Origin of the sequence: Amphritea sp. HPY (assembly GCF_050870985.1) — a bacterium.
Classification (GTDB): Bacteria; Pseudomonadota; Gammaproteobacteria; order Pseudomonadales; family Balneatricaceae; genus Amphritea.
The window spans coordinates 3,805,068-3,820,028 of record NZ_CP194015.1; the positions used below are offsets into that span (position 1 = coordinate 3,805,068).

A 14,961-nucleotide genomic window follows, 5' to 3' on the forward strand; every position below is an offset into this window, starting at 1 on the left:
AACTGTGCCAGCGAGCGTGGTACCTATTCATCCGAGGATAAGCGGAAGCGATGGGTCAGCTCATTAAGGTTCTGCACCTCTTTGCGAACCTGGCTGATCGCCTGTACAACTTCCTGAGCTTCCTGTTTGGTATGGCCTGCGACATCGGAGATATTTACGATGCGCTGATCAATATCGGTGGCCACTGCACTTTGCTGATCAGTGGCGGTCGATATCATCATATTCATATTCGATATTCTTTCAGCCGAACTGATAATCTCCTGTAGCGCCGAAGCTGCCGATTGCGCTAGTTCACTGCTGGTTTCTGCCAAAGAATTATTCACCGCCATTGAGCTGACCGCCTGCTCTGCTTTCTGTTGCAGCTGCAGTACAATCAGTTGAATCTGCTGGGTCGATTGCTGGGTACGCTGCGCCAGATTACGCACCTCATCGGCAACCACCGCAAACCCCCTCCCCTGCTCTCCGGCCCGTGCCGCTTCAATTGCAGCATTCAAGGCCAGCAAGTTAGTCTGCTCGGCAATTTCATCGATCACCGACGTCACATTACCGACCGAAAGGGTTTCCTGTTTCAGTGATTCGATCAACGCCGCGGTTTCCTGCAAAGTACTCTGCATCTGCAATGCCTGGGACTGAGATTGGACAACAATATCGCCCCCCTGCTTCGCCTGCTCGCCGGTATTAATCGCCGCAGACTCAGCTTCGGTTGTATTACTGGAAACCTCATGCACGGTCGCCGCCATCTCTGTCATCGCAGTGGCTACCAGTTCAATATCATCATACTGTCTGGACACGCCCTGTTCTGTCGAGTTCGTCGCCTGCACCACATTATTGATATGCCGTTCGGTGTTATCGGCAACCTGTTGCACTTTCTGTAACAGCTCACTGACATGACCCAGCATTCGGTTATAGGAATCGAACAGGTGCCCTACTTCATTATCGCTATGCAAAACCTGAAAGCGATGTGAGAAGTCGCCCTTGCCGACCTCAGACATACGAATTCGCAGTCGTTCAATATTATCCATCAGCGATCGCAGGCCAAACACCCGGCCCAGTACCACCAGCACAAGAATCAACACAATACAGCCGAATGACAGTAGTAGCTGGGTCCTCGTGGTACTGTTGGCCTGAGCGGTCATCATCATGACCGCAGCGTTCATCTGCTTCAGGACAATCGGAGACTGTTGCTGGATCTGCTGCAGAGTCGCCGCGCTATTTTCCTCTGTGTGCTTAATGATTAAGGTTTTATAATTCTGCCATAGAGATTCCACATGATTCATCTGAGCAATAATCTCAGGATCTGAAAGGGCATTCATACCGGAGCTGCTATCACCATTTACAATTCGCTGATGGGACTGTTCAAACAGTGCAATAGTTTTTTCGAGCGCTACCTGCTGCTCAATACCTGCGGCCACCAACATCGCCTCTTTCGCGATACGCTGACTGAGCATCCGTTGCCGCCCCGCCGTATTTATCGTCTGAGGATTGATCGCCATACTCATGTACAGAGATACTGCAGACACTGTTGCCAGTAAAAAAATCAAAGCGTACGACAACATGAACTGACGATTGATGGTTTTGCAGCCAAACAAGCGTAATAACCTATCAACAATGTTCGCCATAGAACTGTACATTTTGTATTCCCCACAAAACCTATATAACAACGAAAGGTATAGTAATCGGTCGTCATTTGATTTTAATGACCAAAAGCAACAAAAGGAGCGTTTTATACAGCTATTCTGCCCATACTGAGCAGACTACTGAGGTATCAGTATCTCTCTGAATAAAACCAGGACTAAAGCAGAGTCTGAATACACTTTGCTATATAATTCCCCCCTCTGTAATTACGGCAAAGATCGGCAAAGCGATGGAAACTCTGACTACTGCACAAGGCTCATTCAAACTGGATCGCTACCCGGTTCGGGCAAAAGAAACATTAAGAGCCTGGGACGCAGCGGATGAGTATGTTCTGCACTATCTTGCCGAGCAGCAGTTGCATGGCAAAAGCACGCTCATTCTGAATGATAGTTTCGGCGCGCTCTCAGTTGCCCTGGCACAAGACAGTCCGGTTATGCTCAGTGACTCCTATATTGCACAACAGGCAACGCTGCATAACTTGCAAGTCAACGGTATTGATCCGATACAGGTCAGCCTGACAGACAGCCTTTCTTACTCCGCTGAAAACGGGCCTGCCGGGGTAAAGTTCGACCTTATTATTATCAAAATAACCAAGAGTCTGGCTCAGCTGGAAGACCAGTTACACAGGATACGGCCACTGCTGAAACCTGACACTACAATTGTTGCGGAAGGAATGGTCAAAGGTATTCATACCTCAACACTGAACCTGTTTGAAAAAATACTGGGGCCGACGCATACATCCCTGGCGCGCAAAAAAGCCCGGCTGATATTCTGCCAATTTGAAGAGTCCCTCATACCACCGCTCAATAAATACCCGAAGCAGTATCTGCTGGAAGGCAGCCAATACCAAATAACCAACCACGCCAACGTATTCTCCCGGGAGAAACTGGACATCGGCACCCGGTTTTTTATTCAAAACCTGCCGGCAGACGGGCGTTTTAAATCAATTATCGATCTGGGCTGTGGCAACGGCATCGTCGGTCTGATGGCGGCGGAAAAAAATCCCGCAGCGACCCTGACGTTTGTCGATGAATCTCATATGGCCGTGGCCTCAGCGAAAGATAACTTTAATCGGGCCTTCCCGGATCGGGATGGTCTGTTTAAGGTAACGGACTGTCTGAACGGAATTAGCGAAGCCAGCGCCGACCTGATTCTAAACAACCCTCCGTTCCATCAACAAACGGCAATCGGTGACTTTATTGCCTGGCAGATGTTTAAAGAGGCCAGGCAGGTATTGAAGGTTGGCGGGGAGATGTGGGTTATAGGCAATCGTCATCTTGGCTACCACGTAAAATTGAAACAGTTGTTTGGCAACTGCCTCACTGTTGCCAGTAATAAAAAGTTTATAATTTTAAAGTCGGTAAAAGAAAAATAAATAAAACATTCGTTTTAAAAAACATTCTTTTTTTGCACTGCAGTTAATCGACCAGCTCTCCGTTCTTCGGTATATTAACGCTTCAAACTAATGCATCGACAGACCTGTCGCTGCAGACCTGATTTTGGCCCTTATGGCTCCCATCACGTAGTAGGTCTTATTAGAGATGGAATGGATTTTTGAAAATAACGGTTTTATTTTCGAAGCCATTCTTTTAAGCGTTATTATTGTCTGGGTTGGCACAAGGATCTGAGTAAACCTGCATATAAACTCTTGGAACTACACAATGCCACTGCGGTTACTTCACCAACCCGTTTGTTATTTAACATGCCTGCTGTTTATATCCTCATCTCCAATGACAGCAGCCAGTGAAAATATTATCACTGAAGCGGATTACCTCGATGATATTCCAATCATTTTCTCAGCTACCCGTCTGCCGCAGCATATCAGCGAGGCACCGGCATCGGTAACAGTGATTGACCGTACTATGATAGAGGCATCCAGCGCTCTGACGATACCGGATCTGTTACGTCTGGTCCCGGGTATGCAGTCCTATAATACTGCAACCAATACCTCAGCCGCGGCCTATCACGGTATGAGTGATAAATTTCCCCCGCGTATGGAGGTCATGCTGAACGGCCGTTCAATCTATGTACCACTATTCTCAACAGTAATCTGGGATACCCTGCCTGTCACTGTCGACGACATAGACCATATTGAAGTTATTCGCGGTTCAAATACAGTCACCCAGGGGTCAAATGCATTTCTCGGCGCGATCAATATCATCACTAATACCCCGCTAAGCCAACAGGGCAGTTCCCTGAAATACACCACAGGGGAATTTAATACCAAGAATATTGAACTACGGCATAGTGCTGATACTGATATCGGTCACTACAGTATTTCAGCCGGTACACTTGATAATAATGGTTATATTTTCCATAACGGAGATCGCGATCCAGCTGTACGCCGCTACTTTAACTTCAGCACTAAGCTGTCCCCGACGCTGCAAGATACTTTCACTCTCGAGCTGGGTCTAAGCAACGGCTTTACAACAGTTGGGGATATCGATGCAGAGCTTGAACTGGCACGGCGTGATTATGATACCCATTATCAACATCTCAATTGGAACCGCCTTGTCGGTGACAACAGCGAGCTCAATCTCAGCTACTCCCATACAGTTAATAATCTGGAGGCTGACAACCTGACTACGGCGTATGTGCGTAATGAGTTGGGCACTGACCCGCTGGCCGACGCTTACAGTGTTGACCGGGAAGAGTTTGCGCAAGAGTTTCTGGATGCCAACGCCCCGTTCAGAGCAGCTGCCGAAGTCGGTGATGTCGAGCAACACGATATAGAAGCATCGATTAAGCATCATTACTCGCCACTCAGCACCATTATTCTCGGCGCCGGATACAAGCTGGACCGTGCCCGCAGCCGGGAAATAATGGACACTACAGACTGGATTAGCAGTGAGCGCAGCCGACTATTTGCCAGCTGGGAATATAAAACGCTGAACGACTGGACTTTTAACTCCGGTGCGATGCTTGAGCATTCAGATATTGGCGGCACTAAAATATCTCCTCGATTGGCTGCTAACTACCAGCTAACACCACTGAGCACTTTAAGAACTTCATATACTCAGGCTTACCGGATACCTTCTCTGCTGGACGCCCACTATCAAAGCATCATCTATAACCCGGCAACTATTGTTGGCGATTTCGGGCCGATCTATGAGATTGACGTACTGGCCAACCCGGATATTGGCCCTGAGAAAATAAATTCGTTCGATATTGGTTATTTAGCACAATGGCCGGAATATAGCAGTCAACTGGATCTGCGCCTGTTCTATGAAGAGATCAGCAATGGCATTAGCACCTCTTACCAGATACTGGATACGCCTATCATCCAGCCCGGTGATATCGATGAGAAATACCGCACAGAATTAAACCGCGCCCAATGGATAAACAGGGGAATTGAAACACAGTATAAATATCAGCCAGACAGCCCTTTAAGGCCTCTTCTGGTGTTTAACTACGGTTATATCGATAGCCGTGGCTATCGTAACTATGGCGCTCAGAGCGGCCCTGGCACCGCCGACGTAATCGATCAATTAGAACAACGTAATCCGATGCACACAGCATCTCTGCTGGCCAGCATTACACTGCCCGGCGATCTGCAGATCAGTATGACAGGCTACTTCCTGAGCCAGGTCCGATGGCTTGAAGGGGGAGGAAAACTGCCGCATCCGACTTACCATCGTACCGATATAAAGCTCGCTAAAGCTTTACGTTTACAAGGCGATAAACAACTCAGGCTTTCTTTAATAGTACAAAACTTGCGGGATGACCCATATCCTGAATTTTACCAGCGCAACACCTTTGAGCGCAGGACATACTTACAAGCCAGACTGAGTTTCTAAAAAGGCGATAAACAGGGATATGAGAGAACAGGGAGCAGCGCCAAAAACACGCAGACCGGGGCAATTTATCGTTCTGGTCATGGTGCTGTTTTGCAACCTGCTGCTGGTACAGAATAGCTATGCTGAAACGGCCTACAAAGCACTTATTATTCTCAGTGAAGATAAATCGCCCTATCAACAAGTGGCAGACGCGGTCATCAGCCTGGGCCCGGCAATCAATATAGAAACCAGTAATACAGACGCTCTGAAAAGCAACACTGCTGCGCAACTGCAGCGATTTAATCTGATCATACCGATTGGCAGCAAAGCCACTGCACTCAGCCTGAAAAATGCTGCGCCACAATCGGCCCTGATTGCAACCTTCCTGCCCAGCTCCACTTATCAGCAACTTAAACAGCAGTACAGTAGTCATATCTCACAACAGCAGTTACAACTGTCGGCTGTTTTTCTTGATCAACCCTATAATCGACAACTGGCGCTGGCCAGAATAATCAGCCCGAACGCAGAAAGTCTTGGCGTGATCCTGGGACCCGATTCGAGTAAGAAATTTTACAGTCTGCATCAGGCCGCGCGGCAGCAAGAGTTCAACCTGTATTCCGATACTTTTAATGACGAAGACAACCCCGTAAAGCGGTTACAACCAATAATGAATAGTTCGGATATTTTTCTGGCTCTGCCCGATCAGACCATATTCAATCGCACGACGGCAAAGTGGCTGCTTTATATGTCACTGCGAAAAAAAGTCCCGCTTATAGCATTCTCCAGAAACTACGTTCGGTCCGGCGCCTTAGCTGCCGTTATTTCCGATCCGGCCCAGACTGGACGGCATACCGCAGAATTAATTACCCAGCTGGCCACTTCAGGTGCGCTACCCGCACCACAGCACAGCCGTTATTTCTCAGTCGTCGTCAACCGGCAGACAGCCCGACAATTACAAATTCAGATACCGGAACAGTCCATCATTGAAAAGATGTTGGGTGAGGAAGTACATAAATGAGTCTAACTAAGCTCAGACAGCAAGGTATCCGCCAACAAGTTCTGTTACTGACACTACTGCCTTTGGTCTTCATGACCCTGGTGCTGAGCGGTTATTTTGTCTCAACACGTATATCGGATACTGAAGCGACCCTGATTGAACGGGGAGAAACAATGTCCCGACTAATGGCAAAAGCGTCAGAATTTGGTCTGATCTCAGGGCTCACTCACCAACTAAATGCATTAAGTGAAGGCCCTATCCTCGAGCAGGATGTAGCGGATGTAATTTTCCTGGACAATAAACAAAAACTGCTCTTTCGTTCGAACAGTTTTGAGTTCCGGTTACAGCCAGGTAATACCCCGTTACATAGACATGAAGGGGATTTCTGGCTGTTTGCAACTCCAGTTCTGACCAGCGGAATTTTGGTTCAGGACTCACCGGAATACCCGGCTGCGGATAAAGACAGGCAGCTATTAGGCTGGGTTATCGTAGCCCTTTCTACAGAAACGATTCAGGCACGTCAAAACCAGATAATTACTAACAGCCTGGTTCTGCTGTTTGCAGTCCTGTTTGTCACTTTTCTGGTGGCGGTACGTTTTGCTGAAGCCCTGACCGGCCCTATTATCCGCCTGACGAATACCGTACAAAAACTACAACAGGGTGATCTTGGAGCCCGCACAATTACCGACTCAAGCGCAGAGCTTGGCTCACTACAAAGAGGCATAAATGAACTGGCAGAAAGGGTACAGACATCCAACCAGGTGCTTGAAAGCCAGGTAGATAAAGCGACGCAACGCTTGCGCAAAACAATGCAGCACCTTGAAACTCAGAATATAGCCCTGCAGCGGGCCCGACAAAAAGCAGATCAGGCCAACCTGGCAAAAGATGAGTTTCTGGCACGCATGAGTCATGAACTGCGAACCCCTCTGACTTCAGTATTGGGATTCACAGGAATGCTGCGGCAAACCGAACTGACTTTTGAACAACAGGAACATTGCAGAATTATCAATCAAACTTCGAATATGCTACTTTCGATCATTGATGATATTCTAGATTTTGCCAAGCTTCAGTCCGATGCCATTACGCTTGAACGAATACAGTTCAATCCCGAAAATGTCATTCATGAAGCGATAGAAATGCAGTCTCAAAGCGCGGCAACTAAAGGCCTGGAGCTGGCTTTTCTGGCGGACGCCTCTCTACCTCACGAAATTTTGGGTGATCCTACCAGGATTCGCCAGATAGCAACCAACCTGATCAGTAACGCGATCAAATTCACCGAGCAGGGACAGGTCATTATCCGGTTGGATCTGGCTGCGACAGATGCAGATTCCATTGTTATACAGCTCAGCGTTAAAGATAGTGGTATAGGCGTAACCGATGAGCAGCAGAAGCATCTTTTTAACGCATTCTCCCAGGCAGATTCATCAATTACCCGGCGATTTGGCGGCAGTGGTTTAGGGCTGGTTATTGTGCAAAAGCTGGTTAAGCTGATGCAGGGGCAAGTTCAATTCAGTAGCACTCCGGGGGCAGGGACCGAGGTAATATGTAGTTTCAGTTGTAAATCAACACCGCAGAACGCTCAGTTGATTTCAATATCATCCTTTAATCAAAACACCGACCTGATTATTTTCGACCGTCATCCTGCCAGCCTCGAGTCGTTAGTTAACCTGGTCACCCCTTTTACCAGCAAGCTGCACCCCTGCGCTACGCTCCAATCTCTCGAGGAGAACCTGACCAGTATAGATAGTAATCAAAGTTCTCTGATATTCGGTCTCAGCGCCAACCATGACATTGCCCATCAACAAAAGCTTAAGATTCCGGCCCTTTTCTCGGCATTTAAAGGAAATATCCTGCTGCTGGCTCCGGCAGTTAATGCCGAGATTAATCAGCTGATAGATATTCGCAATCATCAGAAGGTTGCCGTAACCAGTAAACCATTGCGTCGATCGCTGCTGAATAAGTGGCTGAGTCATGCCCGGCTTGATGTGCAAGAAAACAGGAAACAACTGCAACGCAAGATATTCAGCCCTGAAACACATATAGTCATCGCAGAAGATAACGACTTTAACCGACTACTGCTACGTAAGATTATAGAAGCGACCGGGGCCACAGTTTCGGAAGCCCGCACCGGTAAGGAGGCACTGCAACTGGTCAACCAGCAGGCCCCGGATGCTGTTCTGATGGATGTGCATATGCCTGTCATGGATGGTATCGAAGCAACCGCCAGAATACGAGAAATTCACAGCCAGCTACCGATAATCGCACTTACCGCCAACGTAATTTCCAGCGAAGAGCACGCGCTTCGCCAGGCCGGCGTGAGTCGTATCGAGTACAAGCCAATTAACGATAAAAAGCTTATCAACCTGCTCAAGTTACTATGCAAAACAACACCTGAAAGCGGCAACAAACCAGACTTCGAAAACGAACATGCACCGACTAATCTGAGTCAATACCAGCTAAGTAAGCAAGATTTGCAACTGGAACTGACCCAGCAGCTAAAAGCGCTACAGCAGGGGTTTACAGAGCATAATATGATTTTAATGCAGGATCACACTCATCAATTGACTGGACTGGCAGGGTTGCTTGAACTACCCGAATTGGAGTTGTGCAGTTGTGAGCTGAATGATGCAGTGAAGCAAAAAGACAGTAAAGCGATATGGCAGTTACTGTGGCGGCTGGAACGGCTGATTAAACACCAACAATATCTGGATGAATGAAAGCAACTAAAAATCCAGTGTCAGAGGCTGATCCTGAATTAATTGCTCAAGTTCCCGCGCAATACCCGCAATATATGTCCGGCCTGCCAGGTCATAAATATTCCCGTTGATACCGGGCCGCGCCCGGCCTTGATCGGAAAGTCCTTCATCAAACAGAAAGCAGCGTTTACGGAACGCTTCCAGTTCAGCATCGTGAGTTATTGGTGAGCTGAGAAACAGAGCCCAGCCTGGTTCTGGGGTGGATTTATCGGCAATTCCCTTTAACAGGGCCAATACCGAAGCACGGCTCGGCTGATACGCTGGAGCCCGCCCAAAGGCCAGGCCAACAACCAGTATTATTAATACCAGCAAGCAAACCAGAAAAACGACAACGAACTCCATTTGAGCCTCAACGATAGTGATTAAAATCCTGCAACCTGAGCGCTTTTGCTGCGGCACGAATCCTTTCGCTATAATCGCTCTCAAGCTGCTCCATTACTTGCATATGCTTAGCCTTTTCTATGCTTTTGAGCTTTTTCCAGGCCTCAAGTTTTGGAATATGCTTACTCTGCTGGTAAACCTCATTAAAGACAATATAAGCATCACTCTGCCCCAGCTGAGGATCAAGATTGTCCAGTAAAACCTTACAGCGAATAGATGCTTCGGTCAGGGGAATCTCACCATTAATGATAGACCCGCCAATGACCTGAAGACTTTCAATCAGATAAAGACGGTGCTTACGTACCTCTTCCGCAACAGCTTTCAATTTATCTTCTGCAGCCTGGCGCTGCAGTTTTTGCCGCCGCAACAACCGGAAAATATAAACAGCAAGCCCTGCCACAATGAACAAATTAACTGCAATCAATAGATAAACTGTTGTTTCAGACATATTCTGTCTTTCTCCGGCATACTGTTGCTATAAAGAAACTTAAAAGGCGCTGTGCGTGCTGATCCCTGATCAGTCCCCGGTTGGCGATATTATCCATGAAATAGAGCTAAAGCCCAGCGGATTATCAGTTAAGGGTAAACCTTGTATCAGCGGCCTGATGTAATCTACAACAAAGACTCAAAAGCATCATCTGCTAAGGGGAAGGTATGACTGACAGGACCAAGCAACATTATGCAAAACTCTGCAGAATGTACCTTTCTGCGGCAGTTAACCAGCTCTATAAACCTGAGATAGAGATCCGCAGAGCTGAAGCAACAATCATTACGCCGGTTCAGGAATGCTTCTTCCATGCTGGCGGTTCCTGGCATGGTTCTGCCTACTTTAAAGTGCTGGATGATGCGGCGTATTTTGCTGCAATGAGTCGACAGTTTGAAAGCTTCCTTCTCACTACTTCATTTAATACCTATATAACCCGGGCAGTCACCGGCGGCAAGCTGAGAAGTGAAGGAAGGATAATTAGCTATAGCAAACAACTGATTCTGGCTGAAGCAACAGCTTACGACGACCGGGGCAGAGAGGTCGCCAGAGGAAGCGGCACCTTTATGCCCTCTGCGAAATTACTCAATGAAGAGATAGGCTATATCTAACCAGCATGAACTTTAGCGAGCATTAGCAGAGTCTGACGAGCATGATCATCCGATTTCCGGAAGCTGCTAAGCAATTGCTTTTCTTCATCAGATAGAAGCTCTGGCTGTTCAGTATCCACAATACTCTTAATAAAAGAGCTCAGACTCTGCACCTGAGTTCCGTTTAGTTGTGGAATCAAATTATCAAGATCACCTTTTACCTGCACGTTCGATCCAGACACTGTACTACCTCAGTATGATTTAAATGACGGATGATTCTATAGGGATTAAAACCTGGGGTTATTGATCGAAGACAACTGTAACGGGTAAACAGTGGCTAGAACGCGACTACGTCGCTCGCTAGAACGGCGCGCAAGCGCACCTGCTAGTGGCTAGAAAAAGCCTTCTTAATTCAATGAGGTGCAAACGCAGGCGTAAGGAAATACGGTTGGTTTTCAAATATTGCTTTTGACTGTCGCTTTTGACTTTGACTTGGCCTGTCGCTTTTGACCTGGCCTTTGATTTTTCTAGCCACTAGCTAGCCGAGCTTATTCGGCGTTCTAGCGAGTCGCGCAGCGACGTTCTAGTCACTGTCTTTCGTTTTGGCACCGCCAAAACGAAAAAACCCCGATCACAAAGTGATCGGGGTTTTCCGTAATTAGGTGCTTGGCGATGACCTACTGAACGCGACTACGTCGCTCGCTAGAACGGCGCGCAAGCGCACCTGCTAGTGGCTAGAAAAAGCCTTCTTAATTCAATGAGGTGCAAACGCAGGCGTAAGGAAATACGGTTGGTTTTCAAATATTGCTTTTGACTGTCGCTTTTGACTTTGACTTGGCCTGTCGCTTTTGACCTGGCCTTTGATTTTTCTAGCCACTAGCTAGCCGAGCTTATTCGGCGTTCTAGCGAGTCGCGCAGCGACGTTCTAGTCACTGTCTTTCGTTTTGGCACCGCCAAAACGAAAAAACCCCGATCACAAAGTGATCGGGGTTTTCCGTAATTAGGTGCTTGGCGATGACCTACTCTCGCATAAGGAAACCCTACACTACCATTGGCGCTAAGACGTTTCACTTCCGAGTTCGGTAAGGGATCGGGTGGTTCCATCTCGCTATGGTCGCCAAGCAAAAACTGTTAACAAAAGTAATCCTGTAAGAGAAGGAGAGTACAAGCTCTAATCCTTCGTCTGTTCTTATCGAACAGTGTATCTTAATCTATCAGCTCAACAAACGCTTTTGGCGTTATATGGTCAAGCCTCACGAGCAATTAGTACTGGTTAGCTCAACGCCTCACAACGCTTACACACCCAGCCTATCAACGTCCTGGTCTTGAACGGCTCTTCAGGGGGCTCAAGGCCCCAGTGAGATCTCATCTTGAAGGGGGCTTCCCGCTTAGATGCTTTCAGCGGTTATCCTGTCCGAACATAGCTACCGGGCAATGCCATTGGCATGACAACCCGAACACCAGAGGTTCGTTCACTCCGGTCCTCTCGTACTAGGAGCAACTCTTCTCAAATCTCAAACGTCCACGGCAGATAGGGACCGAACTGTCTCACGACGTTCTAAACCCAGCTCGCGTACCACTTTAAATGGCGAACAGCCATACCCTTGGGACCGGCTTCAGCCCCAGGATGTGATGAGCCGACATCGAGGTGCCAAACACCGCCGTCGATGTGAACTCTTGGGCGGTATCAGCCTGTTATCCCCGGAGTACCTTTTATCCGTTGAGCGATGGCCCTTCCATACAGAACCACCGGATCACTAAGACCTACTTTCGTACCTGCTCGACGTGTCTGTCTCGCAGTCAAGCGCGCTTTTGCCTTTATACTCAATGCATGATTTCCGACCATGCTGAGCGCACCTTCGTACTCCTCCGTTACTCTTTAGGAGGAGACCGCCCCAGTCAAACTACCCACCACACAATGTCCTCGATCCCGATAAGGGACCTGAGTTAGAACCTCAATATTACCAGGCTGGTATTTCAAGATTGGCTCCACCTGAACTGGCGTCCAGGTTTCAAAGCCTCCCAGCTATCCTACACAAGTAATATCAAAGTCCACTGCGAAGCTATAGTAAAGGTTCACGGGGTCTTTCCGTCTAGCCGCGGATATACGGCATCTTAACCGCAATTTCAATTTCACTGAGTCTCGGGTGGAGACAGTGTGGCCATCGTTACGCCATTCGTGCAGGTCGGAACTTACCCGACAAGGAATTTCGCTACCTTAGGACCGTTATAGTTACGGCCGCCGTTTACTTGGGCTTCGATCAAGAGCTTCGCCGAAGCTAACCCCATCAATTAACCTTCAAGCACCGGGCAGGCGTCACACCCTATACGTCCACTTTCGTGTTTGCAGAGTGCTGTGTTTTTAATAAACAGTCGCAGCCACCTAGTATCTTCGACCACCAACAGCTTAGGGAGTAAATCCCATCACCGTCAGCGGCGTACCTTCTCCCGAAGTTACGGTACCATTTTGCCTAGTTCCTTCACCCGAGTTCTCTCAAGCGCCTTGGTATTCTCTACCTGACCACCTGTGTCGGTTTGGGGTACGATTTCTTGTTATCTGAAGCTTAGAGGTTTTTCCTGGAAGCATGGCATCAACCACTTCGTCCAAAAGAGGACTCGTCATCAGCTCTCAGCCGTATGAGATCCCGGATTTTCCTAAGATCTCAGCCTACTGCCTTAAACACGGACAACCAACGCCGTGCCGGCCTAGCCTACTCCGTCACCCCATCGCAATAACAAAAAGTACAGGAATATTAACCTGTTTCCCATCGACTACGCTCTTCAGCCTCGCCTTAGGGGTCGACTCACCCTACCCTGATTAGCATTGGATAGGAACCCTTGGTCTTCCGGCGGGGGAGTTTTTCACTCCCCTTATCGTTACTCATGTCAGCATTCGCACTTCTGATACCTCCAGGATGCTTCTCAGCTTTCCCTTCAACGGCTTACAGAACGCTCCTCTACCACGCAATAAATTGCGTCCGTAGCTTCGGTGTATGGTTTGAGCCCCGTTATATCTTCCGCGCAGGCCGACTCGACTAGTGAGCTATTACGCTTTCTTTAAAGGGTGGCTGCTTCTAAGCCAACCTCCTAGCTGTCTGAGCCTTCCCACATCGTTTCCCACTTAACCATAACTTTGGGACCTTAGCTGACGGTCTGGGTTGTTTCCCTTTTCACGACGGACGTTAGCACCCGCCGTGTGTCTCCCATAATTGCACTCTACGGTATTCGGAGTTTGCATCGGGTTGGTAAGTCGGGATGACCCCCTAGCCGAAACAGTGCTCTACCCCCGTAGGTGAGATATGAGGCGCTACCTAAATAGCTTTCGAGGAGAACCAGCTATCTCCGAGCTTGATTAGCCTTTCACTCCGATCCACAAGTCATCCGCTGGCTTTTCAACGACAGTCGGTTCGGTCCTCCAGTTGATGTTACTCAACCTTCAACCTGCCCATGGATAGATCGCTCGGTTTCGGGTCTAATCCTAGCAACTGTACGCCCTATTAAGACTCGGTTTCCCTACGGCTCCCCTAAACGGTTAACCTTGCTACTAAAATTAAGTCGCTGACCCATTATACAAAAGGTACGCAGTCACGGTCTCAAGGACCGCTCCCACTGCTTGTACGTACACGGTTTCAGGTTCTATTTCACTCCCCTCACAGGGGTTCTTTTCGCCTTTCCCTCACGGTACTGGTTCACTATCGGTCAGTCAGGAGTATTTAGCCTTGGAGGATGGTCCCCCCATATTCAGACAGGATATCACGTGTCCCGTCCTACTCGATTTCACTGTAAGTAAGTTTTCGCATACGGGGCTATCACCCACTATCGCCACACTTTCCAGAGTGTTCTGCTAACTACATTACAGCTTAAGGGCTGGTCCCCGTTCGCTCGCCGCTACTAGGGGAATCTCGGTTGATTTCTTTTCCTCCGGGTACTTAGATGTTTCAGTTCCCCGGGTTCGCCTCTCAAAAGTTATGTATTCACTTAAGAGATACCCAGCTTATACTGGGTGGGTTTCCCCATTCGGAAATGTTCGGATCAAAGCCCATTTACCGGCTCCCCGAACCTTATCGCAGGTTAACACGTCCTTCATCGCCTCTGACTGCCAAGGCATCCACCGTGCACGCTTAGTCACTTGACCATATAACCCAAAAGGGTCTGATCGAAGAGACTGATAAAACTTCATGTCATTTTTCAATGACGATGAAATAACGATACATTTACGCCGGATTAGCGCTTGTACATATTTTTCATTCTCGTTACAGGATTCAATTGTTAAAGAGCGTTTAAAGCAAAAAGCTTTAAAAGATAGCTGCAAACTGCGCAGATATTTTTTAAAACTCTGTCT

At 48.1% G+C, this 14,961-nt stretch carries 9 protein-coding genes and 2 rRNA genes; 5 read left to right on the forward strand and 6 right to left on the reverse strand.

Annotated features, from left to right (window positions below):
* Positions 1–23 precede the first annotated feature (23 nt).
* Positions 24–1,631 (reverse strand): methyl-accepting chemotaxis protein, encoded by a 1,608-nt coding sequence (locus ACQUQM_RS16870; RefSeq protein WP_432471044.1) that lies wholly within the window; start codon positions 1,629–1,631, stop codon positions 24–26.
* Between the two features lie 233 nt (positions 1,632–1,864).
* Between ACQUQM_RS16870 and ACQUQM_RS16875 the strand changes: the two genes are divergently transcribed.
* The 4 genes from ACQUQM_RS16875 to ACQUQM_RS16890 all read left to right on the forward strand — a co-directional run bounded on the left by ACQUQM_RS16875 (position 1,865) and on the right by ACQUQM_RS16890 (position 9,125).
* Positions 1,865–3,010 (forward strand): methyltransferase, encoded by a 1,146-nt coding sequence (locus ACQUQM_RS16875; RefSeq protein ID WP_432471045.1) that lies wholly within the window; start codon positions 1,865–1,867, stop codon positions 3,008–3,010.
* Positions 3,011–3,365: 355 nt separating this feature from the next.
* Entirely contained in the window at positions 3,366–5,432 is a 2,067-nt protein-coding gene (locus ACQUQM_RS16880) for a TonB-dependent receptor plug domain-containing protein (protein WP_432471046.1), read from the forward strand.
* Positions 5,433–5,451: 19 nt separating this feature from the next.
* Entirely contained in the window at positions 5,452–6,429 is a 978-nt protein-coding gene (locus ACQUQM_RS16885) for an ABC transporter substrate-binding protein (RefSeq protein ID WP_432471047.1), read from the forward strand.
* Positions 6,426–9,125 carry an ATP-binding protein gene (locus ACQUQM_RS16890; protein ID WP_432471048.1) on the forward strand — a complete coding sequence of 900 codons (2,700 nt, stop codon included), beginning with the start codon at positions 6,426–6,428 and terminating at the stop codon, positions 9,123–9,125. The genes ACQUQM_RS16885 and ACQUQM_RS16890 overlap by 4 nt, the downstream gene beginning before the upstream one ends.
* Positions 9,126–9,131: 6 nt before the next feature.
* Here the strand turns inward: ACQUQM_RS16890 and ACQUQM_RS16895 are convergent, their stop codons facing one another.
* Together ACQUQM_RS16895 and ACQUQM_RS16900 are read right to left on the reverse strand one after the other, a co-directional pair.
* A complete protein-coding gene (locus ACQUQM_RS16895) occupies positions 9,132–9,506 on the reverse strand; it encodes a hypothetical protein (RefSeq protein ID WP_432471049.1) in 375 nt (124 codons plus the stop codon).
* Between the two features lie 7 nt (positions 9,507–9,513).
* Positions 9,514–9,993 carry a DUF2489 domain-containing protein gene (locus ACQUQM_RS16900; RefSeq protein WP_432471050.1) on the reverse strand — a complete coding sequence of 160 codons (480 nt, stop codon included), beginning with the start codon at positions 9,991–9,993 and terminating at the stop codon, positions 9,514–9,516.
* Positions 9,994–10,199: 206 nt separating this feature from the next.
* Here ACQUQM_RS16900 and ACQUQM_RS16905 point away from each other — a divergent pair, with 206 nt between their 5' ends.
* A complete protein-coding gene (locus tag ACQUQM_RS16905; RefSeq protein WP_432471051.1) occupies positions 10,200–10,640 on the forward strand; it encodes a PaaI family thioesterase in 441 nt (146 codons plus the stop codon).
* Here the strand turns inward: ACQUQM_RS16905 and ACQUQM_RS16910 are convergent.
* The 3 genes from ACQUQM_RS16910 to ACQUQM_RS16920 form a co-directional block, all read right to left on the reverse strand.
* Positions 10,637–10,861: a hypothetical protein gene (locus tag ACQUQM_RS16910; protein WP_432471052.1), complete on the reverse strand. Its 225-nt coding sequence runs from the start codon at positions 10,859–10,861 to the stop codon at positions 10,637–10,639. The genes ACQUQM_RS16905 and ACQUQM_RS16910 overlap by 4 nt on opposite strands.
* Before the next feature lie 764 nt (positions 10,862–11,625).
* Positions 11,626–11,741: ribosomal RNA gene (gene rrf / locus ACQUQM_RS16915) — 5S ribosomal RNA — on the reverse strand.
* 120 nt (positions 11,742–11,861) lie between these two features.
* Positions 11,862–14,754: ribosomal RNA gene (locus tag ACQUQM_RS16920) — 23S ribosomal RNA — on the reverse strand.
* Positions 14,755–14,961 lie beyond the last annotated feature (207 nt).

Coding starts and splice junctions, on each gene's coding strand:
- ACQUQM_RS16870 (WP_432471044.1), bottom strand. CDS start 1,631: ATGTACAGTTCTATGGCGAACATTGTTGATAGGTTATTACGCTTGTTT.
- ACQUQM_RS16875 (WP_432471045.1), top strand. CDS start 1,865: ATGGAAACTCTGACTACTGCACAAGGCTCATTCAAACTGGATCGCTAC.
- ACQUQM_RS16880 (WP_432471046.1), top strand. CDS start 3,366: ATGACAGCAGCCAGTGAAAATATTATCACTGAAGCGGATTACCTCGAT.
- ACQUQM_RS16885 (WP_432471047.1), top strand. CDS start 5,452: ATGAGAGAACAGGGAGCAGCGCCAAAAACACGCAGACCGGGGCAATTT.
- ACQUQM_RS16890 (WP_432471048.1), top strand. CDS start 6,426: ATGAGTCTAACTAAGCTCAGACAGCAAGGTATCCGCCAACAAGTTCTG.
- ACQUQM_RS16895 (WP_432471049.1), bottom strand. CDS start 9,506: ATGGAGTTCGTTGTCGTTTTTCTGGTTTGCTTGCTGGTATTAATAATA.
- ACQUQM_RS16900 (WP_432471050.1), bottom strand. CDS start 9,993: ATGTCTGAAACAACAGTTTATCTATTGATTGCAGTTAATTTGTTCATT.
- ACQUQM_RS16905 (WP_432471051.1), top strand. CDS start 10,200: ATGACTGACAGGACCAAGCAACATTATGCAAAACTCTGCAGAATGTAC.